General features: G+C 67.9%; 20 protein-coding genes. 9 read left to right on the forward strand and 11 right to left on the reverse strand.

Features of this window, described 5'->3' with window-relative positions:
* Positions 1 to 95 precede the first annotated feature (95 nt).
* The 3 genes from K0O62_RS23665 (at position 96) to K0O62_RS23675 (ending at position 4275) form a co-directional block, all read left to right on the forward strand.
* Entirely contained in the window at positions 96 to 1247 is a 1152-nt protein-coding gene (locus K0O62_RS23665; protein ID WP_234800264.1) for an AAA family ATPase, read from the forward strand.
* Positions 1248 to 1251: 4 nt separating this feature from the next.
* The gene (locus K0O62_RS23670; protein WP_073858953.1) at positions 1252 to 2325 is read left to right on the forward strand and encodes a MarR family transcriptional regulator; all 1074 of its coding nucleotides are present in this window, start codon (positions 1252 to 1254) and stop codon (positions 2323 to 2325) included.
* Positions 2326 to 2406: 81 nt separating this feature from the next.
* Positions 2407 to 4275: a S9 family peptidase gene (locus K0O62_RS23675; RefSeq protein WP_205870744.1), complete on the forward strand. Its 1869-nt coding sequence runs from the start codon at positions 2407 to 2409 to the stop codon at positions 4273 to 4275.
* Between the two features lie 62 nt (positions 4276 to 4337).
* On the opposite strand, the gene sucD is transcribed toward K0O62_RS23675, so the two are convergent.
* Complete coding sequence (gene sucD, locus K0O62_RS23680; RefSeq protein WP_073858932.1) at positions 4338 to 5240, reverse strand: succinate--CoA ligase subunit alpha; 903 nt, start codon at positions 5238 to 5240, stop codon at positions 4338 to 4340.
* A 13-nt stretch (positions 5241 to 5253) separates the two neighbouring features.
* Positions 5254 to 6417 (reverse strand): ADP-forming succinate--CoA ligase subunit beta, encoded by a 1164-nt coding sequence (sucC, locus tag K0O62_RS23685; RefSeq protein WP_073858933.1) that lies wholly within the window; start codon positions 6415 to 6417, stop codon positions 5254 to 5256.
* A gap of 294 nt (positions 6418 to 6711) precedes the next feature.
* On the opposite strand from sucC, the gene K0O62_RS23690 reads away from it, so the two are divergent.
* Together K0O62_RS23690 and K0O62_RS23695 are read left to right on the forward strand one after the other, a co-directional pair.
* Positions 6712 to 7782 (forward strand): M23 family metallopeptidase, encoded by a 1071-nt coding sequence (locus tag K0O62_RS23690; protein ID WP_073858934.1) that lies wholly within the window; start codon positions 6712 to 6714, stop codon positions 7780 to 7782.
* 37 nt (positions 7783 to 7819) lie between these two features.
* Positions 7820 to 8341: a hypothetical protein gene (locus K0O62_RS23695; RefSeq protein WP_097933893.1), complete on the forward strand. Its 522-nt coding sequence runs from the start codon at positions 7820 to 7822 to the stop codon at positions 8339 to 8341.
* A 37-nt stretch (positions 8342 to 8378) separates the two neighbouring features.
* Here the strand turns inward: K0O62_RS23695 and pcrA are convergent, their stop codons facing one another.
* Positions 8379 to 10727: a DNA helicase PcrA gene (pcrA, locus tag K0O62_RS23700; RefSeq protein WP_073858955.1), complete on the reverse strand. Its 2349-nt coding sequence runs from the start codon at positions 10725 to 10727 to the stop codon at positions 8379 to 8381.
* Between the two features lie 84 nt (positions 10728 to 10811).
* On the opposite strand from pcrA, the gene K0O62_RS23705 reads away from it, so the two are divergent.
* Positions 10812 to 11069 (forward strand): chorismate mutase, encoded by a 258-nt coding sequence (locus K0O62_RS23705; RefSeq protein ID WP_234800265.1) that lies wholly within the window; start codon positions 10812 to 10814, stop codon positions 11067 to 11069.
* Between the two features lie 70 nt (positions 11070 to 11139).
* Here the strand turns inward: K0O62_RS23705 and K0O62_RS23710 are convergent, their stop codons facing one another.
* Entirely contained in the window at positions 11140 to 12594 is a 1455-nt protein-coding gene (locus tag K0O62_RS23710) for an NAD-dependent succinate-semialdehyde dehydrogenase (RefSeq protein WP_073858936.1), read from the reverse strand.
* 50 nt (positions 12595 to 12644) lie between these two features.
* Between K0O62_RS23710 and pgi the strand changes: the two genes are divergently transcribed.
* Positions 12645 to 14294, forward strand: a complete 1650-nt coding sequence (pgi, locus tag K0O62_RS23715) for a glucose-6-phosphate isomerase (protein WP_220045475.1) — start codon at positions 12645 to 12647, stop codon at positions 14292 to 14294.
* Positions 14295 to 14296: 2 nt separating this feature from the next.
* Here pgi and K0O62_RS23720 read toward each other — a convergent pair whose 3' ends face one another.
* On the reverse strand, positions 14297 to 15322 hold the full coding sequence (locus K0O62_RS23720; RefSeq protein WP_234800315.1) for a methyltransferase: 1026 nt from the start codon (positions 15320 to 15322) through the stop codon (positions 14297 to 14299).
* 498 nt (positions 15323 to 15820) lie between these two features.
* Between K0O62_RS23720 and K0O62_RS23725 the strand changes: the two genes are divergently transcribed.
* A complete protein-coding gene (locus K0O62_RS23725; protein WP_073859792.1) occupies positions 15821 to 17002 on the forward strand; it encodes a cytochrome P450 family protein in 1182 nt (393 codons plus the stop codon).
* Between the two features lie 42 nt (positions 17003 to 17044).
* Here the strand turns inward: K0O62_RS23725 and K0O62_RS23730 are convergent, their stop codons facing one another.
* From K0O62_RS23730 to K0O62_RS28925, 4 genes are all read right to left on the reverse strand, one after another.
* Positions 17045 to 18313 carry an IS30 family transposase gene (locus tag K0O62_RS23730; RefSeq protein ID WP_207551014.1) on the reverse strand — a complete coding sequence of 423 codons (1269 nt, stop codon included), beginning with the start codon at positions 18311 to 18313 and terminating at the stop codon, positions 17045 to 17047.
* Positions 18314 to 18403: 90 nt separating this feature from the next.
* On the reverse strand, positions 18404 to 18829 hold the full coding sequence (locus K0O62_RS23735) for a hypothetical protein (protein WP_207551012.1): 426 nt from the start codon (positions 18827 to 18829) through the stop codon (positions 18404 to 18406).
* A 52-nt stretch (positions 18830 to 18881) separates the two neighbouring features.
* Positions 18882 to 19631 carry an SDR family oxidoreductase gene (locus K0O62_RS23740; RefSeq protein WP_073859499.1) on the reverse strand — a complete coding sequence of 250 codons (750 nt, stop codon included), beginning with the start codon at positions 19629 to 19631 and terminating at the stop codon, positions 18882 to 18884.
* 99 nt (positions 19632 to 19730) lie between these two features.
* Positions 19731 to 20600, reverse strand: a complete 870-nt coding sequence (locus K0O62_RS28925) for an Fpg/Nei family DNA glycosylase (RefSeq protein WP_073859498.1) — start codon at positions 20598 to 20600, stop codon at positions 19731 to 19733.
* 52 nt (positions 20601 to 20652) lie between these two features.
* On the opposite strand from K0O62_RS28925, the gene K0O62_RS23750 reads away from it, so the two are divergent.
* Positions 20653 to 22218 carry an FUSC family protein gene (locus tag K0O62_RS23750; protein WP_073859497.1) on the forward strand — a complete coding sequence of 522 codons (1566 nt, stop codon included), beginning with the start codon at positions 20653 to 20655 and terminating at the stop codon, positions 22216 to 22218.
* Between the two features lie 4 nt (positions 22219 to 22222).
* Here K0O62_RS23750 and K0O62_RS23755 read toward each other — a convergent pair whose 3' ends face one another.
* Both K0O62_RS23755 and cobF read right to left on the reverse strand, forming a co-directional pair.
* Positions 22223 to 22618, reverse strand: coding sequence for a phage holin family protein (locus tag K0O62_RS23755; protein WP_073859496.1), 396 nt, complete (start codon positions 22616 to 22618; stop codon positions 22223 to 22225).
* Between the two features lie 134 nt (positions 22619 to 22752).
* Complete coding sequence (gene cobF, locus K0O62_RS23760) at positions 22753 to 23493, reverse strand: precorrin-6A synthase (deacetylating) (RefSeq protein WP_073859495.1); 741 nt, start codon at positions 23491 to 23493, stop codon at positions 22753 to 22755.
* Positions 23494 to 23551 lie beyond the last annotated feature (58 nt).

Below are 23551 nucleotides of genomic sequence, written 5' to 3' on the forward strand. Positions count from 1 at the left end.
ATCGCCCACAGCCCCATTGCACAACAACCTCGATGTACAACTAGATATATGTACACTTCCTGAGTCGTACAACTTTTTCAGCGTATTATTGCCGGATGAGCTGGCCGATACGCCCGATGTCCCTGGTCGTCGGCGGGATCGTGCAGCCCGATGACGTCGTCGGGCGGATCCGTGACGCTGAGGCGGTCATCGATTCACTACCCGGCAGTGGGGCCGTCCTGGTCGGCGACCGGCGACACGGCAAGACCTCGTTGTCACGGGTCGTGCAGCGCGACGCCCGCCGCCTCGGCGCCGTGGTGATCGCCGCCAGCGCCGAGCGCGAGACCTATGCGGAGTTCGTCGCCGCGCTCGCCGCCGAACTCGCCAATGCCGAACCCGCCTGGGCCCAGGAGCTGTCCAGACTGCGCGTCACCCTGACGGCGGGACCGGTCCGGGTGGAGCGCGACGGACGCGCGGCCGCCGCGCTCGATCAGCTCCTCGAACGCGCGGTCGACCGGGCCGGCCACAGACAGGTGGTGCTGTTCATCGACGAGGTGACCGTGCTCGCCCGCAATCTGGAGCGCCAGGAGCGCGGTTCCGGCGACAGCTTCCTGCACACACTGCGCCGGTTCCGCCAGGAGCACGGCGCCGCGGTGGCCACGGTGCTGTCCGGATCGATCGGTTTCCACCACGTGTCACCCGATGCACCGAGCACCGTCAACGACATCCGCAAGATCACCGTGGGCCCGATCCGCGCCGACCATGCGGCCTACCTTGCCGAGTGCCTGCTCTTCGGCGGCGGGCTGAGCGCCGAGACGGCGCACCACCTGGCACCCGCGGTGGCCGAGGCGGGCGAGAACGTCCCCTACTACATCCAGCATCTGGTGGCCGCCTCGCTGGCAATGTACCGCGGTGGTCGCCGAATCCTTTCTCCTGCAGAGGTTCCCGATCTGGTGACCGCCGCCATCGAAGACCCCACCGACCCCTGGGACCTTCGGCACTACCGGGACCGCCTGGCGCACTATTACGGCGATGACGCCCCCGTCATCGCCAAACTGCTCGACATCTACGCCCACGCCCCCGCCCCACTGGATGTCGATGAGGTTCTCGCGCAGGTGCGCAGCACCGGCATACCGATCGGCGAGCGGGACGAACTGGTGTCGTTCATCGAACGACTCGAACTCGACCACTATCTGGTCCGTACCGGTGACCGGGACCGCTTCGCCTCGGCACTCGTCCAGCGTGCGTGGCGCGCGATCCGGCGGTGACGACATGACCCACCCGGTGTACTCCCCCGCGACAGCCGATCCCGCCGAGCTCGAAGCGCACACCGTGGGGCGGGCGGATCTACTCGATACGCTGACCACCCGGATCGCCGGCGCCGCCCGCGACGGCGCACGCCCGCACACGATGCTGATCGGACCGCGGGGTGCGGGCAAGACGCACACGTTGCGGCTGGTCGTGCACCGTAGCCTCGCCGATCCCCAGACCGCGGAACGCACTCTGCCGGTACTGATCCCGGAAGACACCCTGGCCATCGGCGGCTATCTGGACCTGCTGGTGGAGATCGCCCGGGCGATCGGCGGTGACACGGCCGATGCGGCCCGGTCGATGCGCCATGACCGTGATGCGATCGGCATCGAGCAGGCGATCATGTCCGCCGCAGCCGGCCGCATGCTGCTGCTCGCGCTCGAGAACCTCGACCGCGTCTTCCACCGGTTGGGCCGCGACGGACAGGGCAGCCTGCGCGCGTGGGTCGAGACCTCGACCGCCATCACCATTTTCGCCACCGCGCCCGCGCTCTTCGCGGGAGTGACCTCGAGGGATTTCCCCTGGTACGGATCGTTCATGGTCGAGACACTGACCGACCTGACCGTGCCGGAGGTCGCAGAACTCCTCGCCCACCGCGCACCGGCGCTGGCGGCGTTCGCCGAAACGTCCGAGGGGGCAGCGCGAATCGCCGATATCCACACAGCCCTGGGTGGATCCCCGCGGGTCTGGCAGATGCTGGCCGACATCGCCGATATCCCGATGTTGCGGGCCGTCACGCCCGCGGTCGAGGCGGTCCTCGACCGGCTCGCCCCGTTGCATCAGGCGCGCCTGTGGGAGTTGCCGCCGAGCGAACAGCGCCTGATCGTCGAGTTGGCCCGCGCCGGCGCACCGCGGACCGTGTCCGATCTCGCTGCCGCGGTGGGAGTCTCCAACCAGGCCGCGGCTGCCGTGCTCGGCCGCCTCGGCGAGTCGCACTGGGTCACCTCCCACAAGGACTGCGCCGATCGGCGGTCATCCTGGTACGACCTGACCGATCCACTTCTACGGCAGGTGCTGCGCTTCCGCGACCGCTGATCGCGATAACCCAGCTTGACGGTTCTGTCACTTAGTGACACGGTGTAGTTGTCACTAAGTGACACCGACCGGAAGGACCTCGTGACCGTCACCTCGCAACGCCCGCCGATCATCCCCGTCGAAGACTTCTTCAATCCACCGGAACGGGCCGGGGCCCAGATCTCCCCGGACGGCACCCGGATCGCCTATCTGGCGCCGTGGCGTAACCGCCTGAACATCTGGGTGCAGGACCTGGCCGGGGACGCCGAGCCCCGCTGCGTCACCGCCGACGAGACCCGCAGCGTCCACATCTTCAGCTGGACCCATGATTCGCGGTGGCTGCTCTACATGCAGGACAACGGCGGCGACGAGCACTGGCACGTCTACCGGGTGGATCCCGACGACCCGGACGGGTCCGCGGTGGACCTCACCCCGTTCCCCCGGGCCCGCGCCTCCTTCGAACTGCTGAAGACCCGGCCGGGCAAGGCCGTCGTGCAACACAATGCACGCAACCCGGAACTGGTCGACGCCTTCGAACTCGACATCGCCACCGGAGAACTGACCCTGCTCGCCGAGAACCCGGGCACCGTCATCGCCTGGATCAGCGGTCCGAGCGGGGACCTGTTCACCAACACTCTGACCGCCGACGGCGATATCGAGATAGCGCAATGGGTTTCGGGGACCCAGAGCCTGCGCACCATCCGGGTCTATCCGGGCCGGGACTACCCGCTGGGCATCTACCCGCTCGCGGTGTCCCCCGACGGCACCGGGATCTGGCTGGGCTCCTACCAGGGCAGCGACCGCCTGCGACTGGCCCGCCTCGACGTGGGCACCGGCGAGGAGACCATCGTCGACAGCCACCCGGAGTACGACCTCGGCGCGCAGATCATGCTGCCGTCACCGTTCATCCTCAGCACCCAGACCGGGGACCTGATCGGTGCCCGCTATTACGGTGAGCGCCAGGTGATCCACGCCCTCGACGAGGACTTCGCCGAGGTGCTGACGGCGCTCACCGGACTGTCCGACGGGGATCTCGCCGGTATCTCCTGCGATGACAGCGGACAGCGCTGGGTCGTCAGCTTCAGCCATGACCGCGATCCCCACGCCACCTACTTCTACGACCGGGTGACCGGAGAGAGCCGGCTGCTGTTCCGGCCCTACCCGCACCTGGATCCCGCCGCGCTGGCCCCGATGACACCGGTCACCGTCACCTCCCGCGACGGTCTGGACCTGCACGGGTACCTGACCCTGCCGGTCGGCGTCCCGCCGGAGAATCTGCCCATGGTGCTGCTGGTGCACGGCGGCCCGTGGGCCCGTGACATCTGGACCTACCAGCCCGAGGTACAGCTGCTGGCCAATCGCGGATACATGGTGCTGCAGATCAACTTTCGGGGTTCCACCGGCTACGGCACGGCGTTCACCCAGGCCGCCATCGGTGAGCTCGCCGGCAAGATGCACGACGATCTGATCGACTCGGTGGACTGGGCGGTCAAGCAGGGCTACGCCGACCGGGACCGGGTGGCGATCTTCGGTGGCTCCTACGGCGGGTATGCCGCACTGGTCGGCGTGACGTTCACTCCGGACGTGTTCGCCGCGGCCATCGACTACGTCGGGATCTCCAGCCTGCCCAACTTCATGCGCACACTGCCCGATGTCGGCCGCCGGTTCCTGGCCAACAACTGGCACCTCTACGCCGGAGACCCGTCGGATCCGGAGCAGGAGGCCGACCTGCTGGCCCGCTCCCCGATCACCCGCGTCGACCAGATCCGCGCCCCGCTGCTGGTGGTGCAGGGCGCCAACGACTCCCGGGTGGTGCAGGCCGAATCCGACAACATGGTCGCCGCGCTGCGCGCCCGCGGTGTCGAGGTGGAGTACATGGTCAAGGAGGACGAGGGGCACGGCTTCCTGAACCCGGACAACAGCATCGACATGTACCGGGCCGTGGAGCGCTTCCTGGCCGCCCACCTCTGACCCCGGGCCCGACAACAAGAAAGGCCCCCGCACGTGGCGGGGGCCTTTCCGGTGTGCAGCTGTTACAGACCTGCGAGCAGCTCGCGCGCCTTGGCGGCGGTCTCCGACGGGGTCTTGCCGACCTTCACGCCGGCGGCCTCCAGGGCCTCCTGCTTGCCCGCGGCGGTGCCCGCACCGTCGGACACGATGGCGCCGGCGTGGCCCATCGTCTTGCCCTCGGGAGCGGTGAAACCGGCCACGTAGCCGACGACCGGCTTGGTGACGTTGGCCTGGATGTAGGCGGCGGCCTTCTCCTCGGCGTCGCCGCCGATCTCACCGATCATCACGATCAGCTTGGTCTCGGGATCCTTCTCGAACGCCTCGATGGCGTCGATGTGGGTGGTGCCGATGACCGGGTCGCCGCCGATACCGATGGCGGTGGAGAAGCCGAGATCGCGCAGCTCGTACATCATCTGGTAGGTCAGGGTGCCGGACTTGGAGACCAGTCCGATCGGGCCCTTGCCGGTGATGTTGTTCGGCGTGATGCCGACCAGCGACTCACCGGGGGTGATGATGCCGGGGCAGTTGGGCCCGATGATGCGGGTCTTCTCGCCCTTTTCGACGTTGTAGGCCCACGCGTAGGCACTGTCCTGCACCGGGATGCCCTCGGTGATGACGACCAGCAGCGGGATCTCGGCGTCGATGGCCTCGATGATGGCGTCCTTGGAGAACGCCGGCGGCACGAACGCGATCGACACGTCGGCGCCGGTCTCCTTCATGGCCTCGGCCACGCTGCCGAACACCGGCAGCTCGATCTCGTTGCCTTCTTTATCTTCGTGCTTGACGGTGGTGCCCGCCTTGCGCGCGTTCACGCCGCCCACGATCTGGGTGCCGGCCTTGAGCATCAGCTTGGTGTGCTTGGTGCCCTCGCCGCCGGTGATGCCCTGGACGATGACCTTGGAGTCCTTGTTCAAAAAGATCGACATATCAAGTTCTCCTTTACTTGTTGGCCAGCTCGGCGGCCTTGTCGGCGCCGGAGTCCATGGTTTCGGCCTGGATCACCAGGGGATGGTTGGCCTCGGCCAGGATGCGGCGGCCCTCTTCGACGTTGTTGCCGTCCAGGCGCACGACGAGCGGCTTGTTGGCCTCGTCGCCCAGGATCTCCAGCGCCTTGACGATGCCGTTGGCGACCGCGTCACACGCGGTGATGCCGCCGAACACGTTCACGAACACGCTCTTGACCTGGCTGTCGCCCAGGATGACGTCCAGACCGTTGGCCATCACCTCGGCCGAGGCGCCACCACCGATGTCCAGGAAGTTGGCGGGCTTCACGCCGCCGTGCTTCTCACCGGCGTAGGCGACGACGTCCAGCGTCGACATGACCAGGCCGGCACCGTTACCGATGATGCCCACCTCGCCGTCGAGCTTGACGTAGTTGAGGTCGTTCTCCTTGGCCTTGAGCTCAAGAGGATCGGTGGCGTCGCGGTCCTCGAACTCGGCGTGGCCGGGCTGACGGAAGTCGGCGTTGGCGTCCAGGGTGACCTTGCCGTCCAGGGCCAGGATCTGGTCGTCCGGGGTGCGCACCAGCGGATTGACCTCGACCAGGGTGGCGTCCTCGCCGATGAACACCTCCCACAGCTTCTGGATGGTGACGGCGGCGGCGTCGAGCACCTCGGCGGGCAGGTGGCCCTTCTCGGCGATCTCACGGGCGAACGCCAGATCGACACCCTTGACGGCGTCGACGGGCACCTTGGCGAGGCGCTCCGGCTTGGTCGCGGCGACCTCTTCGATCTCCATGCCGCCCTCGACCGAGCACATGGCCAGGTAGGTGCGGTTGGAGCGGTCGAGCAGGAAGGAGATGTAGTACTCCTCGGCGATGTCACTGGCCTCGGCGACCAGCAGCTTCTTCACCACGTGGCCCTTGATGTCCAGGCCGAGGATGTTCTGCGCGTGGGTGAACGCATCCTCGGGGGTCGCGGCGTACTTGACGCCACCGGCCTTACCCCGGCCGCCGACCTTGACCTGTGCCTTCACCATCACCGGCTTGCCGATTTCCTCGGCGATCGCCTTGGCGTCCTCGGCGGAGTCGGTGACCCGGCCGGGGGTGGTGGGGACGTTGTGCTTGGCGAACAGCTCTTTCGCCTGATATTCGAACAGATCCATGAGTTTCCTAAATGGCGTGTCTGTCTACTGACTTCTGATGTTCCGAATTGACTTCAGAGTGTGCGCCGGACGGGCTCGGTGGCCGCAACTGGCTCGGGTGGCACTGTATCCACCCCGGTGGCAGGCGCCCGCATCGCCCACCTCTCATGTGGTACATCTCACCGGGACCGTCGGGTGATACAAGTCACAATACGAGCGGGAATGGCCGCTTGAGTTGCCACCAACATTGGGATTTGGTTAACGTGCCTACTGGTCTTGATAACGGTCAGGTCACGGCACGAAGGATATTCCAGGTTGGCTGAGCACAGTTCGTCCCGATCCCGCAGGGGAGCAGCGACGACCCGGCGCCCCGACCCGTCCCCGGCCGAAGTCACCGACATCATTCCGTTCAACGAGTTCGGCGACCTCGATGAGCTGGACTTCCGGGACAGTTCCGCGTTCGACAAAGAGCAGCGCGTGATCGCCGCCCCCGAACTCGACGACCTCCACGACACCGATGATCTGGTGCCGCTGCGACTGGTCATTCCCACCGAATTCCAGGCCGACGCCGAGTCCGATGCCCACGGCGTCTCTTCGCGCGCCTACCGGGACAGCCACACCGACCTCAGCGACGGCACCGCGCTGACCGATGTGATCGACATGCGCGCGCACCGGGCCGGTGGCGCACACCGCAAGCAGACCGTCGGCGCGGCGAAGAGCCGGCTGATGATCGCGGCGATGGCCGCCGGCGCGACCGCCTCCGGCGCGTACTCGCTGAGCAACTCGAACACCACTCCCGCCCCGGACACCGTGCTCGCGGCGGACAACGCACTCGTCAACGGCGCCGCGATCAGCGGCTCGGCCGAGGGCATGCAGATCGTCGCGGTGCAGCCGGTTTCCTCCTCGGCCGTGCACGCCGAAGAGATCACCAAGGCCGCCGCGTTCGCCCAGGAGCGGGCCGAGCGCGAGGCGCGCCTGGCGCGGCCGCTGTTCGCGATGCCGACCAAGGGTGTCTGGACCTCCGGGTTCGGTTACCGCTGGGGCGTGCTGCACGGCGGCATCGACGTCGCCGGCCCGATCGGCACCCCGATCCTGGCCGCCAGCGACGGCGTCGTCATCGAGGTGGGCCCGACCGCCGGGTACGGCGCCCTGGTGAAACTGCGTCACTCGGACGGCACCGTCACGCTCTACGGCCACATCAACACCTGGCTGGTCAGCAAGGGCCAGCGGGTGATGGCCGGCGATCAGATCGCCACCATGGGCAACCGCGGTAACTCGACCGGCCCGCACTTGCACTTCGAGGTGTTGATGAACGGCTCCAACCGGATCGATCCGGTGCCGTGGCTGGCGCAGCGCGGGCTGTCCCCCGGCAGCTACGTCGGTTAGAACAGCGGGCGTCGGTCGATTCACTACCTTGGGTGATGTGAATCCGGATCCGTCACCCGATGCCACCCGCATCATCCGCCGGCAGCCGACCGGTTCGTTCCCTGCGGTCGACGCCGCCCTGCCGGACACACCCGAGCCGACGGCCTACATCCCGCGTCCCACGCCCCTCGCCGTGCCCCCGCGGCGGGCCGCCGGGCCGGGCACCGCGATCGCTGCCGCCACCCTGAGCATCCTGTCCGGTTGGGCCACCGCCGTCATCGCCACCGATCTGATCGCCGGTTGGTGGCGCACCGATCGGCTGTTCTGCGTCGCCATCGGCTTCCTCACCGCCATCGCCGCGGCGGCCGGGATCGGCGGCCTGATCGCGCTGCTGCTGCAGCGGCAGTTCGGCCGCCTGCTGATCTGTGTGGGCGCCACCATCGGACTGCTCATTTTCGGCAGCCTGTTCCTGGCCGGGGCCAAGCTGCACCCGGTGGTCTATGCCTTGCCTGCGCTGCCGGTCGCCGCGATCGTGGCCACCCTGCTGCCGCAGACCCGCGAGTGGGCCCGCCGCGGCTAGCCAGATTCCCCGGTCGCTGCGCTCCGGCCCGCCGGACTCAGAGTTTCTGCACCGGGGCGTGGTTGTGCATCAGCTTGACCCGTCCGGCGCTGCCGAAGTCGATCAGCGACATCGCCGACTCCCCGACCCCGGACACTTCCTCGACGCGGCCGAGCCCGTACTTGTCGTGGGTGACCCGGTCCCCGGGTTCCAGCGTGATGATCGCGCGGTTGCGGGCCTTCGTCGGCGCCGGCCGCACGTTGTCGCTGAACCGCCCGGTGCTGACCGGGGCGCTCAGCGAGGACGACGGTGTCTCCACCCGGCGCCAGTTGATCAGGTCCTCGGGTATCTCGCGCAGGAAGCGTGACTCCGGGTTGAGCATCGGCTGTCCCCAGGACGAGCGCACCTTGGCGCGGCTGAGGTACAGCCGCTGCCGGGCCCGGGTGATCCCCACGTAGGCCAGCCGCCGCTCCTCGGACAGTTCGGTCGGATCTCCCAGTGCCCGCATGTGCGGGAACATGCCGTCCTCCCAGCCGGTCACGAAAACCACCGGGAACTCCAGGCCCTTGGCGGTGTGCAGGGTCATCATGGTGACCACGCCCGACTCGTGCTCGGGGATCCCGTCGGCGTCGGCGACCAGCGACACCCGCTCCAGGAACTGGGCAAGCACCCCGGTGTCCGGAATGTCCTCGTCCTGCGGGTCGCCGCCCTCCTCCCGCAACGCCTGGGCGTTGGCCAGGTCGGTGCTGAATTCGTGGGCGACGCTGACCAGTTCGTTGAGGTTGTCGAGCCGGGCCAGATCCTGCGGGTCGGTGGAGGATTCGAGCTCACGCCGGTATCCGGTGCGGTCCAGCACGGCTTCGACGAGGTCGCCGAGTTCACCGTCGAGGCGAGCGCGCAAGCTGTCGAGCAGTTGGGTGAAGGAGGCGATCGCCTTCTCCGAGCGGGTGTTCAGCATCGGCACCCGCCCTTCAGCGGCGGCCTGCAGGGCATCGTTGAAGGTGGCGCCGGTGTTCTCGGCGTAGACCGCGACGCAGGCCTCGGCCCGGTCCCCGATGCCGCGGCGCGGGGTGTTCAGGATGCGGCGCATACTCACCGCGTCCCCGGGGTTGTCCAGCACCCGCAGGTAGGCGACGATGTCGCGAATCTCCTTGCGCTCGTAGAAGCGCACGCCGCCGACGACCTTGTACGGGATGCCGGCGCGGATGAACACCTCTTCCAGCGCCCGCGACGAATTGTTGGTGCGGTAGAACACCGCCACGTCGGAGTAGTTGATCTCGCCTTTATCGGCCAGCGAGTCGATCTCTTCGGCCACGAAGCGGGCCTCGTCGTGTTCGTTGTCGGCGACGTAGCCGACGATCAGCTCGCCCTCCCCGGAGTCTGTCCACAGCCGCTTCTCGCGGCGGCCGGTGTTGCGGGAGATGACCGCGTTGGCGGCGTTCAGGATGGTCTGCGTGGAGCGGTAGTTCTGTTCCAGCAGGATGGTGGTGGCGTCCGGGTAGTCGCGCTCGAAGTCCTCGATGTTGCGGATGGTCGCGCCGCGGAAGGCGTAGATCGACTGGTCGGCGTCGCCCACCACGCACAGCTCCGACGGCGGCACCGCGGCCGGATCATCGGGGTCGGCGTGGCCGACCAGCTCGCGGACCAGCATGTACTGGGCGTGGTTGGTGTCCTGGTATTCGTCGACCAGAATGTGCCGGAAGCGCCGCCGGTAGTACTGGGCGATCTGCGGAAAAGCCTGCAGCACAGCGACTGTCTCGCCGATCAGGTCGTCGAAGTCCAGTGCGTTCGCCGCCCGCAAGCGGCGCTGGTACTCGCCGTACACCGAGGCCACGGTCTTGGACATGTCGTCGGAGCTGTCGGTCAGATCGGACAGCGCCCGGTCCGGGTCGATGAGTTCGTTCTTCAGATTGGAGATGCCGTTGGCCAGCAACCGCGGCGAATACCGCTTGGTGTCCAGGCCCATGTCCTTGGCGATCATCATCAGCAGTCGCCGGGAGTCGTCGGCGTCGTAGATGGAGAAGTTGGAGTTCAACCCCGGCAGCAGGGAGGCCTGATTGCGCAGGATCCGCACGCAGGTGGAGTGGAATGTGGACACCCACATGTTGCGGGCCTTGGGGCCCACGATCTGGACCACCCGCTCCCGCATCTCGGCGGCGGCCTTGTTGGTGAAGGTGATCGCCAGCACCTGGCCGACGCCGACATCGCGGGCGGCCAGCAGGTAGGCGATGCGCCGGGTGAGCACCGCGGTCTTGCCGGATCCGGCGCCGGCCACGATGAGCAGCGGGGACCCTTCGTGCAGGACGGCCTGACGCTGCTGCGGGTTGAGCCCTTCCAGCAGGTCGTCGACGGTGGTGGTGCCCACGGACTGCTGAGCGGGCTGGGCGGGCTGGAAAAGAGATGTCATTTCGGTGTCGAATCTACCGTCGAACGGTGACATGCCCGTGACCCGGCTTTGCACCGAATCTGCGTCGGGTGGCACACTCGGATCGTGCTTGACGAGCCCGCCGCCAACATCGACGACCTCCGCCTGGAGATCGACGAGTTGGACGCTGCGATCCTGGCCGCCGTGAAGCGCCGCACCGAGGTGTCCCGCATCATCGGCAAGGCCCGGATGGCCTCCGGCGGCACGAAACTGGTGCACAGCCGGGAGATGAAGGTCATCGAGCGCTACAGCGAGCTCGGCCCCGAGGGGAAAGACCTGGCCATGCTGCTGCTCCGCCTCGGCCGCGGCCGCCTCGGCCACTAGACCACTACCTGTGATTTCGGCGCGCTGACGTTCGCTAAGCGAACGTCAGCGCGCCGAAATCGCGGTGGGACTAGGGCGTGAACGCGATGTACTTGGTCTCCAGGTACTCCTCGATGCCTTCCGACCCGCCCTCGCGACCGAACCCGGACTCCTTGATCCCGCCGAACGGCGCGGCCGCATCGGAGATGACGCCCCGGTTCACCCCGACCATGCCGGCCTCGACGGCCTCGGCGACCCGCAGCGCCCGGTCCAGCGACTGGGTGTAGATGTAGGACGCCAGGCCGTAGGTGGTGTCGTTGGCCGCGGCGATGCCCTCCTCCTCGGTGTCGAACCCGGTGATCGGCGCGACCGGTCCGAACACCTCCTCCTTGAGGATGCGGGCGTCGGCGGGCACATCGGCCAGCACGGTGGCCGGGTAGAAATGCCCGGGCCCGCCCGGCGCCACACCACCGACGGCCACCTCGGCGCCCCGCGACACCGCATCGGAGACCAGGTCGGCGACGATGCCGAGTTGCTTGGCCGAGATCAGCGGACCCAGCGTCGAGGACTCCTCCAGCCCGTTGCCCAGGGTGTATTCGCTCATCCGCTTCACCAGCTTGCCGGTGAACTCCTCGCGGACCGCGTTGGCGACGTGGAACCGGTTGGCCGCGGTGCAGGCCTCACCACCGTTGCGCATCTTGGCCAGCAGCGCACCCTCCACCGCGGCGTCGACGTCGGCGTCGTCGAACACCACGAACGGGGCGTTGCCGCCGAGTTCCATCGAGGTGCGCAGCAGTTTGTCGCTGGACTGCTTCACCAGCGCCTTACCCACCCCGGTGGAGCCGGTGAAGGTCAGCTTGCGCAGCCGGCCGTCGTCGATCAGCGCGCCGGTCAGGTCGCCGGGCTTGGTGGTCGGCAGCACCGAGAGCACCCCCTTGGGCAGTCCGGCCTCGTCGATCAGCTTGGCCAGCAGCAGCATGGTCAGCGGGGTTTCCTGGGCGGGTTTGACCAGCATGGTGCAGCCGGCGGCGAGCGCCGGGCCGATCTTGCGGGTGCCCATCGCCAGCGGGAAGTTCCACGGGGTGATGGCGTAGCAGGGACCGACCGGCATCTTGGTCACCAGGATGCGGCCGGTGCCGGCCGGGCTGTGCGTGTAACGGCCGTCGATGCGTGCCGCCTCCTCGGAGAACCAGCGGAAGAACTCGGCGCCGTACTTGACCTCGCCCCGGCTCTCGGCGAGCACCTTGCCCATCTCCAGGGTCATCAGGGTGGCGAGATCTTCGCTTCGGGCGGTGAGCGTTTCGAACACCGCCCGCAGGATCTCCCCGCGCTCGCGCGCCGGGGTGGCCGCCCAGTCGGCCTGGGCTGCCTGCGCCGCGTCCAGCGCGGCGATGCCGTCCGCGGGGGTCGCGTCGGCCACCGAGGTGATCACCTCGTCGGTCGCCGGATTGAGCACATCGAACGTCTGGGATGACGCCGAACCCCGCTCTTCACCGCCGATCCACAGGCCGGTGGGCACGGACGCGATCAAGTCTTCGATGCTCATACATCCATCATGTACACCCTCGAAACGGTTGCCGCACTAAGGTCAGCAGAATGAGTGCTGACATCACCGCGTCCCCCGCTTGGCAGGCCTTGTCACGCCACCACGACTCGATCGCCGGGCAAACTCTGCGGGAGCTGTTCGCGCAGGACCCGCGCCGCGGCACCGAGCTCACGCTGACCGTGGGTGATCTGTACATCGACTACAGCAAGCACCGGGTGACACGCGAAACCCTGGATCTGCTGGCCGATCTGGCCGTCGCGGCCGACCTGGAGGGCCGGCGTGCCGCGATGTTCGCCGGCGCGCACATCAACACCTCCGAGGACCGTGCGGTGCTGCACACCGCGCTGCGGCTGCCCCGGGATGCGGTGTTGGAGGTGGACGGTCAGGACGTCGTCGCCGATGTGCACGAGGTGCTCGACGCGATGGGTGACTTCTGTGACCGGTTGCGTTCCGGACAGTGGACCGGGGCCACCGGTGAGCGCATCACCTGCGTGGTCAACATCGGGATCGGCGGCTCGGATCTGGGCCCGGTGATGGTGTACGAGGCGCTGCGCCACTACGCCGATGCCGGTATCTCGGCGCGGTTCGTCTCCAACGTCGACCCCGCCGACCTGGTCGCCAAGCTCGACGGTCTCGACCCGGCCACAACGCTTTTCGTCATCGCCTCCAAGACGTTCTCCACACTGGAGACGCTGACCAACGCCACCGCGGCGCGGCGCTGGCTCATCGAGTCACTCGGCGAGGACGCCGTCGCCAAGCACTTCGTGGCGGTCTCCACCAACAAGAAGCTGGTCGACGAGTTCGGCATCGACACCGCCAACATGTTCGGTTTCTGGGACTGGGTCGGCGGGCGCTATTCGGTGGACAGCGCCATCGGGCTCAGCGTGATGGCGGTGATCGGCCGGGAACGCTTCGCCGAGTTCCTGGCCGGGTTCCATCTGGTCGACGAGCACTTCCGCACCGCACCACTGACCGAGAACGCGCCGGTGATGCTCGGGCTGATCGGGCTTTGGTACAACAATTTCTTCGGCGCGCAGTCGCGTGCGGTGCTGCCCTACTCCAACGATCTATCCCGGTTCGCCGCCTACCTGCAGCAGCTGACGATGGAGTCCAACGGCAAGTCGGTGCGCGCCGACGGCACCCCGGTCAGCACCGATACCGGTGAGATCTATTGGGGCGAACCGGGAACCAACGGCCAGCACGCCTTCTACCAGTTGCTGCACCAGGGCACCCGGCTGATCCCGGCAGACTTCATCGGGTTCTGCGAGCCCACCGACGATCTGCCGACCGCCGACGGCACGGGCAGCATGCACGACCTGTTGATGAGCAACTTCTTCGCCCAGACCCAGGTCCTGGCATTCGGCAAGACCGCCGAGGAAATCGCGGCCGAAGGTACCGACGCCGACGTCGTCGCACACAAGGTGATGCCGGGCAACCGGCCGACCACCTCGATCCTGGCCACCAAGCTGACCCCGTCGGTCATCGGCCAGCTCATCGCGCTCTACGAGCATCAGGTCTTCACCGAGGGCGTCATCTGGGGCATCGACTCGTTCGACCAGTGGGGAGTCGAACTGGGCAAGACCCAAGCCAAGGCCCTGTTGCCGGTGCTCACCGACGATGCCGCGCCGCCCGATCAGAGCGACACCTCCACCGACGCGCTGGTGCGCCGCTACCGCACCCAGCGCGGACGCACCGCCTGACGTCAGATCGCCCGCGTCTCGATGACGGCGAACTCCCCGGCGGTCTGGATGTCGGTGCAGCGCAGGCCCGCCGAGGCGAACAGGGCGTCGAATTCGCCTGCGTCGCGCTCCCGGCCACCGGTCATGACGAGCATGTTCATGTCCATGATCGGAGCCGTGCCCGGATCACCGGGGGCGCCGACGAGGTGGTCGATGACGTAGATGCGGCCGCCGTTGCGCAGCGCGGCCCGGCAATTCTTCAGGATCTGGATACAGCTCGCGTCGTCCCAGTCGTGCAGCACGTATTTGAGCAGGTACAGGTCCGCCGGCGGCACCGAGTCGAAGAAGTCGCCGGCGAGGGCGGTGAAGCGCGGCAGCAGTCCGTCCCGGTGCGCGGCGGCCAGCGCCTCGCCCACCACGTGCGGCAGGTCGTAGACCCCGCCCCGCAGCCGCGGGTTGACCCGCATCATGGCCCGGATCACCTCGCCGTTCGCGCCGCCGATGTCCAGCGCGCGGTCGACACCTGTGGTGTCGATCACCTGCGCGATCTCCAGCGCAGCGGCCGCGCTGAGGTTCGACATGGCCTCGGTGAACGCGCTCGCCTCGTCGAACTGGGTGGCGAGGTAGTCGAAGATCGTGTCGAACTCGCCGAGGGCGGCCTTGACCTGCCGGTCGCCGGTGCGCACGGCGTCCGGGAACCGGCCCCAGGTCTGCCAATGACCGGGTGCGCACATGGCAAGGACCATGCCCCGCAACGAGTTCGGATCGTCGCGGCGCAGGGTGCCCAGCAGCGAGGTGGCCGCGAAGCGGACACCGTCGGTGGAGGTCAGCAGGCCGAGCGAGCAGCAGGTCCGCATGAGCCGGCGGGTGGCGTCCTGGTCGAGGGATTCGGCGTCGGCGACCCCCTCGGCGGTGTCCACTCCGGCGCCGAGATGGTCGGCAAGATTGAACAGTGCGGCGGCCCGCACGATCTGACTGACCCAGTATCCGGAATACATCGTGGACATCAGGTGGTAGTCGGCGGTCTCGGTCGGCACAGAACTCGTCATCAACTCTCTCCAGCGGTCGGGTTCACCATCGGTCGTCGGCCAGTCAACGCAGCGCCCGGCGCCCGGGGAAGGCAACGATCCTCCTAGGTGAGCGAGTGCCACCTTTATCGGCCTGAGCACACCCGACCTGTGAATGCACTGTGAGCCGTGGCGCGGAAAGCCGATCCCCTGAGCGAGTTCGCAGCCGCCGCAGCAAGATCCAGCCCGCCGATGTCGGTACTCCTCGACGGGTGGCCGATGTCAACCACCCGGTGGCCGGGACCTCGATCTGCGTTTCCAGCATCTGATGCTGCGGGGCAGCGCGAACATCATGGTGGTCTACTGGGCCGATCCCGGGTCGCCGCCCGAGCAGGCGCTGCGCAGGCTGACCGAGCACGGCGTAAGGGGGCCGGGACGGTCCTAGTCAGATCTCGACCTGGATGCCGGTCCGGCGGTACATCAGCCTGGGTTGGGCATTGCCCCACCCGAACAGGTCTGACTCGAAGTAGGTCCGAAACCATGCTGTTCCTGTCCAAATCGTTCGTCGACGATCCACACACCGTCTATCGGCAGCTGCGCCACGACGGCCCGGCCCATCAGGTGACCATGTGGAATGGCCTGCGGGCGTGGCTGATCACCGGCTACGACGAGGCCCGAGCCCTGATGACCGACCCCCGGATCAAGAAGGACGGGGTGAGGGCGGCCGGCCTGTACCCCACCGGCACGGCCACCACGGTCGGTTCGGTGCTCGGCAACAACATGCTGTTCAAGGATCCACCGGACCACACCCGGCTGCGCCGCTTCGTCACCGCGACCTTCACCGCTCATGCGGTACAGCGGCTGCGTCCGGGCGTCGAGGAGATCGCCGAGGAGTTGCTCGACGCGATCGATCCGGGCACTCCGGTCGATCTGATGACGGCGCTGGCCCAGCCGCTGCCGATCCGGGTGATCGGCGAGTTGCTCGGGGTGCCGACCGCGGAGCGGGACCGGTTCAAGTCTCTGGTCCTGCCGATATTCACCAGTACCGATGCCGAGGTGGTGGGACCGGCACAGCGCGAACTGACCGAACTGCTGCGCGATGTCATGTCGATCAAACGGTCACAGCCCGGCGAGGATCTGCTCAGCGGCCTGATCGGTCGTCGCGATGACGGGGATCAACTGTCCGAGGAGGAATTGCTCGGCACCGCTTTCCTGCTCATCATCGCGGGATACGACACCACGGTGAACCTCATCGGCAACGGGATCCTCGAATTGGCGCGCCACCCGGATCAGCTCGCCGCGCTGCGCGCGGACCGCGCCCTGCTGCCGGGCGCCATCGAGGAGATGCTGCGGTTCGAGAGCCCGCTCAACACCGCGACGATCCGGTTCACCGCAGAACCCGTCACCGTCGGGCAGGCCGAGATACCGGCCGGCGAGTTGGTGTTGATCGCGCTGCTGTCGGCGAACCGGGACGAGCGTTACTTCCCGGACGCCGACCGTTTCGACATCACCCGCGACGGCCAGCGGCACATGGCCTTCGGCCACGGAATCCACCACTGCTTGGGTGCCCCGCTGGCCCGGATGGAGGCCGAGATCGCGTTCGGCAAGCTGCTGTCCCGGTTCGCCGACATCCGTCTGGACACGGCCGAGCCGCCGGCCTACCGGGCCACCACCTTGATGCGGGGTCTGCATGCCCTGCCGGTCACTTTGAAAGCCGCCTGACGCGCCGAAACACGCGTACCCGCTGTGCCGGATGGGGCGGTTTCAAGTCGTGGTTGCAACAGCGGGTGGTTTAGGCGGGTCTGACAGTAATGCGTCGAGGGCTTCGGCGGGTGTTCTCCAGCCCAGGGTCTGGCGGGGTCGGTTGTTGAGTTTGGCGGCGACGTAGTCGAGGTAGTCGGCGGGAAAGACCGATAGGTCAGTGCCTTTGGGGAAGTATTGGCGCAGGAGGCCGTTGGTGTTCTCGTTGGTGCCTCGTTGCCAGGGTGAGTGCGGATCGCAGAAGTAGATGTCGAGATCGGTGGCTGCAGCGATCTTGGCGTGGTTGGCCATTTCGATGCCCTGGTCCCAGGTCAGCGTGCGGGCCATGATCGCGGGCAGCTGGGCGATTTTGGCCACGATGGCCTCTTGGACTGCCAGGGCGCCGTGGTTATCGGGTAGGTGCAGCAGGATCACGAACCGGGTGCTGCGTTCGACCAGGGTGCCGATCGCGGACTTGTTTTCCGTTCCAGTGATCAGGTCGCCTTCCCAATGGCCGGGGATGGCACGATCCTCGACCTCGGCAGGCCGGTCACTGATGCTGACCATGTCCCGGATACGCGGGCGTCGCTGGTCGGGGCGGTGCTGCGGTTTGCGCAGTGCTCGACCCGTGCGCAAACACGTGTGCAAGTCGCGGCGCAGATTCCCCTTGCCCTGCACGTAGATTGCCTGGTAGATCGTCTCGTGCGACACCCACATCTCCGGATCGTCGGGGAACTCCCACCGTAACCGGTGGGCGATCTGGGCTGGGCTGTGCTGTTCGTGGCCCAACCGGTACTGCACGGCATCGCGCAGCCGCGCATTGGTGGCCAGCTTGCCCGCCTTGGGGCGTCGAGCCCGGTGCTCGGAGCGGACCTGGGCCAGCAACGCGTCGTACTTCAACCTCGTGGTGCGACCGCTCTGGCGGGCCCCGAAGCGTTCCTTGCGCCGGTAGCCGGACTTGCCGCCATTGTGGGCGGCGATGGCACCATTGACGTCGAGTTCGTATTTGATCGTCGAGGCCGGCCGGCCCAAGCTGCGCCCTATCGAGTTCAGCGATTCATAGTTGTGCACGCCGATCTGGATCCGGATCCGATCAGCCAGATCCAGGCGCCGTCGCCGACCGTTCTTCCTAGGGGCAGTGAACTGGGGTTTCACCCCGCCAGCGTCAGCGAACCACGTGACCCCAGTCGTTACCGACACGCCGGCAGCCACAGCGGCCTGACGTTCGGTCAGGCCGGCACCGATATGACCCCAAAACGCTTCACGAACAGACCTGAGCGATCTCCGAGACAACAGCACTCCTCAAGTAGTGCTGTTGCATCCACCCCTTGAAGCCAAGTGGGCAATTGCGCGCGGGTACGCGTGTTTCGCGGGGGTTATCGGTTACGGAGCCGGGATGGTGGCGCACCCGACACCCGGGATGCAACCACTGGCGCCACCGGGACCGGCACTACCGACCGGGCCACCGGGGATCACGCCACTGGCGCCACCTGGTCCAGCCGTGCCGGCCGGTCCGCCCGGTATCACGCCGCTGGCGCCACCGGGACCGGCTTCACCGGCCGGGCCGCCAGGGATAGCTCCCTGGGCACCACCGGGTCCGGCTGTGCCGCCGGGACCACCGGGAATCTGGCCGGTGGCGCCGCCTGGGCCTGCGGAGCCGGGCAGCACGCACGGGGTGCCGTCCGGGTTCACGCAGGCCGGCGGCGGCGGCGGCTCGGGGATCGCACCGGCGACGGGAGAGAACGCGATCGCAGCTCCCGCGGCACCGGCGAACAGTGCGGGCATCATCTTCGTCAGTTTCACCATCATGCGGTGAGGGTTCCACCGGCCCGGGGGGCCTAAACATGACCGGACCGAAAAATCAGGCAAATCTCTTGGTGTACTTGGGCGGTAGCAGACGCATGATCTGCGTCAGCGGCGCCCACGGCCAGCTCGGCACCACGGCCCGGCCTTTTTCCTTCTCGATGGCCGCCACCATGGCGCGCACGCCGGTCTCGTTGTCGACCATCAGCAGTGTGGTCGCCGACTTCGCGGTCATCTCGGACTCGATGTAGCCGGGCTCGATGACGGTGATCCGGATGGGGCCCTTGTCGTACTCGGCGCGCAGCGATTCGCCCAGCGAGGTCATGCCGGCCTTGCTCGCGCAGTAGGCGGCCTTGCCGCCGGGAACCCCGGTGTTGCCCAGCACCGACGAGATCAGCACCAGGTGCCCGCCGCCGGCCTTGTGGAACATCTCCAGCGCGGTCTCGATCTGCACCATGCCGGAGATCAGGTTGGTGTTGATAGTGGCCTTGTTGGCCCACGGCTTGCCCTGCCCCAGCGGCCAGCCCTTACCGATGCCGGCGTTCACGATCACCCGATCGATGCCGCCCAGTTCCTCGGACAGTTCGTTGAACACCCGCGGGATGGCCTCGTGGTCGTCGACGTCGAGCGCGGCGATGGCTACCTTGGCGTACGGGTGCTTGTCCAGGATTTCGGCCTTGAGCTCTTCGAGACGCTCCACACGGCGGGCACACAGTGCCAGGTCCCGGCCCTGAGCTGCGAAGGCGCGGGCCATGCCGGCACCCAGTCCCGAGCTCGCACCGGTGATGAGGATCTTCTGGCGGGTCATGCGCAGAAGAATAACCGAGTTAAACAGCTGGCAAGAAACACCGACGCCGCAGTCGACGAAGTCCGGCCGGCCCGCGGGGTCGGCGGCCCTGGCCGGCAGCTATTTGAGCAGCCGCGACATCCTGCGGTCGGCGAGCACTTTGCCGCCGGTCTGACAGGTCGGGCAGTACTGGAAGGACTTGTCCGCGAACGAGACCTCGGCCACGGTGTCCCCGCAGACCGGGCAGGGCAGGCCGGTGCGGGCGTGCACCCGCAGCCCGGATCGTTTCTCGCCCTTGAGCGTCGCGGCCTGCTGCCCCACCGATCGGGACACCGCATCGGTCAGCACCGAGGACATCGCGTCGTGCAGGTCGGCGAGCTGGGCGTCGGAGAGTTTGTCGGCGGTCGCGAACGGCGACAGCTTGGCCACGTGCAGGATCTCGTCGCTGTAGGCGTTGCCGATCCCGGCGATCACCTTCTGGTCGGTGAGCACCGTCTTGATCCGTCCGCTGTGGCCCTTGAGCGCGCTCGCCAACGCCTCCGGATCCAACGCCAACGCGTCGGGGCCGAGCCCGGCGATCTGCGGCACGTCCAGCGGATCGCCGGCCACCCAGACCGCCAGCCGTTTCTGGGTACCGGCCTCGGTCAGGTCGAAACCCACCGTCTGACCTGGCTCCTCGCCGGACAGGTGGACCCGCAGCGCGATGGGCCCCTTGCCCGGTTTGAGCGGGTCCGGGGCCAGCTTGTCCGACCAGCGCAGCCAGCCCGCTCGGGACAGGTGCGTGATCAGGACGTTGTCCTCGACCTGCAGGCCCAGATACTTGCCCCACCGCGCGGCGCCGGTGACCTGCCGTCCGTGCAGGGCGGTGACGGGCGGGTCGAAGGTTTTCAGGACGGACAGCGCGGCGATGTCGACCCGTACGACGCTGCGGCCGACGGCATGCCGGCGCAGGTGGTCGGCGAGCGCCTCGACCTCGGGCAGTTCTGGCATACCCCAGTGTGACTCACCCATCGCCCGCCCGGGCACCGATATCGTCAGCTGTGTGCCCTCCGTCATTCGGCGCTTCCTGGTGTTCAACCCCGCGCCGGGCCGGTGGAAGTTCGCGCTGCGGGCCGGAATCTGCATGTCGGTGCCGGTTCTGGTGGGCTGGTTGTGCGGCGACACCGGCGCCGGCCTGATCGCGGTCATCGGCGGGTTCACCTCGCTGTACGGCAGCGGCCGCCCCTACCGCAACCGGGCCGGGTACCTCGCCGGTGTCGCGGTGTTCCTGGCCGCCGGGGTGGCCCTGGGAGATTGGGCCGCGGCGATCCCTTGGCTGGGACTGGTGACCATCACGGTGATCGCCATGCTGGCCGCGCTGGTGTGCCACGCGCTCACCGTCGGGCCGCCCGGCGCGTACATGTTCGTGCTGGGGTGCGCCGCCGGCACCGCGACGGCGAGTGCGCATCTGTCCCCGTGGCACATCGGAGCGCTGGTGCTCGCCGGTGGCGCGTTCTCCTGGCTGGTACACCTGGTCGGCGCGCTGTGGGGGCTGCGCCGGCCGGAGCACATGGCGGTGCAGGCGGCGCGCGCCGCGGTGGACCGCTACCTGCAGACCCGCACCTGCGCCGACCGGCATCAGGCGGCGCGGGCCCTGCACCAGGCCTGGACCACGCTGGTCGTCTTCCAGCCGGCGCAGGTGCGCCCGGACGGTGCGGTGGCCCGGCTGCGGATGGAGAACCTGCGCCTGCACCGGGCCTTCGCCGCGGCCGTGCACGCGGTGGATGCCTCGACGGACGGCCCGGATCTCACCGACGTGACCGAGCCCGCGCGCGATGTCCGGTTGCCGCTGGGCCGGCCCGGGACCATCGCGCTCCTGCGCCGCGCGCTGACTCCGGGTTCGGAATCATGGCGGCTGGCCGGCCTCGTCGGGATCGCGGTGGCGCTGGCCGGGCTGGCGGCCCTGCTGCTGGTGTCCGATCACACGTATTGGGCGATGGCCGCCGCGGTGCTGATGCTGCACCAGGGGCTGAACTGGGCCCGCACCGTGGCGCGCGGCATAGAGCGGCTGGCCGGCACGCTGATCGGCCTCGGTCTGGCCGCGGCGATCCTGTCCTGGCAGCCGCAGGGGTGGTGGCTGGTCGCCCTGATCGCGTTGCTGCAGTTCACCATCGAGATGTTCGTGGTGCGCAACTACGCCGTCGCGGTCGTCTTCATCACCCCGCTGGCGCTCACCATCGCCTCCGGTGGGCGGCCGGTGCCCGATCTGGGCCAGTACCTGCTGGCCCGCGGCCTGGACACGCTGATCGGTTGCGCGGTGGCGCTTCTGGTGTACTGGTTGGCCCTGCGCCGGCGACATCCCCGGTCCCTGGAGGCGACCATCACGGCGACCGACGACGCGATCGAGGCCACCGAGGCTCATCTGCGGGCACAGGAGGTCACCAGCGCCCCGGCCCTGGCCGCCCGCCGGGATCTGCAGGTGAATGCCCTGGCGATGCTGGACGCCTACCAGGCGGCGATCGGCGGTTCACCGAATCAGCGCGCGCAGGCCGAGCGGCTGTGGCCCACGGTGGCTGCCACCGAGCAGCGCGCCTTCGCCACCCTGGCCGCCTGCTGGCAGCAGGGATGACCCGTTACCGCACAACCTTTTTCGCATCACCGGCGATCAGAGACAGCAACCAGCTGACGAAGGACAGCACGATGGCCGCCCAGATGGCGGTCCACCAGAAGTGGTCGATCTGCAGACCCCAGTGCGTGGTGTGCTCGGTGATCCAGGACGTGATCCACAGCATCCACGCATTGATGACGATGTGGATCAATCCCAGCGTCAGGATGTACAGCGGGATCGAAATGAGTTGCACAATCGGCTTGATCACCGCGTTGACGACCCCGAATACCACGGCGACGACGAAGATGATGCCCGCCCGGTGCAGCGTGGTATCGCCTCCGACGATGCTGATGCCGGGCACGAGGAGCGTCACCAGCCACAACGCGACTCCGGTCAGTGCGGCCCGCAGCAGAAAGTTCATGCGGTTGCCTCGCAGGCTCGGCTACCGCATGTCGGCTGTCCATTCGCTCCGCAAGCTGCGCTCATGCGGTTGCCTCGCAGGCTCGGCTACCGCATGTCGGCTGTCCATTCGCTCCGCAAGCTGCGCTCATCGACTCAGTCTGCCGTGCGCAGCAGGTAGATGTCCATGATCCAGCCGTGCCGTTCCCTTGCTGCGGCCCGCATTTCGGCGACCTGCTCGCCCACCTCGGCCACCGTGCCGTGCGCCAGCAACTCGTCGGGCGTGCCGAGGTAGGCACCCCACCAGATGCGGGTGTCCGGCGCAGCGGTGCGGAATGAGCATTCGCCGTCGAGCATCACCACGGCCGCCCCGGTCAGCCCCTCTTCGCGCAGCCGGCGACCGGTGGTGATGAGCACGGGTTCACCGATGTCATTGAGCGGAATCCGGTGCCGCGCGGTGAGCGCCTGGATGGCGGTGATGCCCGGGATGACGTCGAACTCGAAGTCCACGTGTTCGGCGACGCGGTCCAGGATGCGCAGCGTGCTGTCGTACAGCGACGGGTCGCCCCAGGCCAGAAAGGCGCCGACGTCGTCGGGGCCGAGTTCGGTCTCGATGGCCTGCGCCCACAGTCGGGCGCGGGCGGCGTGCCAGTCGGCGACCGCCTGCTCGTAGGGGACGTCGGTGGCGCGTTTGGGGTCGGGCAGTTCGACGAACCGGTAACCGGGCCGGTCGATGAAGCGCTCACAGATGTGCCGGCGCAGCGCCACCAGATCGCCCTTGGCGTCGCCCTTGTCCATGGCGAAGAAGACCTGGGTGTCGTTGAGCGCCGAGATGGCCTGCGCCGTTACATAGTCCGGATCGCCCGCGCCGATACCGATGACGTGAATTGTGCGCATCCGCGAAGGCTAGCCGTGCGATACCGCGGAGAATTACCCAGTACCGTCGGTATTGACT

It is taken from the genome of Mycolicibacterium diernhoferi, assembly GCF_019456655.1.
Classification (GTDB): domain Bacteria; phylum Actinomycetota; class Actinomycetes; order Mycobacteriales; family Mycobacteriaceae; genus Mycobacterium; species Mycobacterium diernhoferi.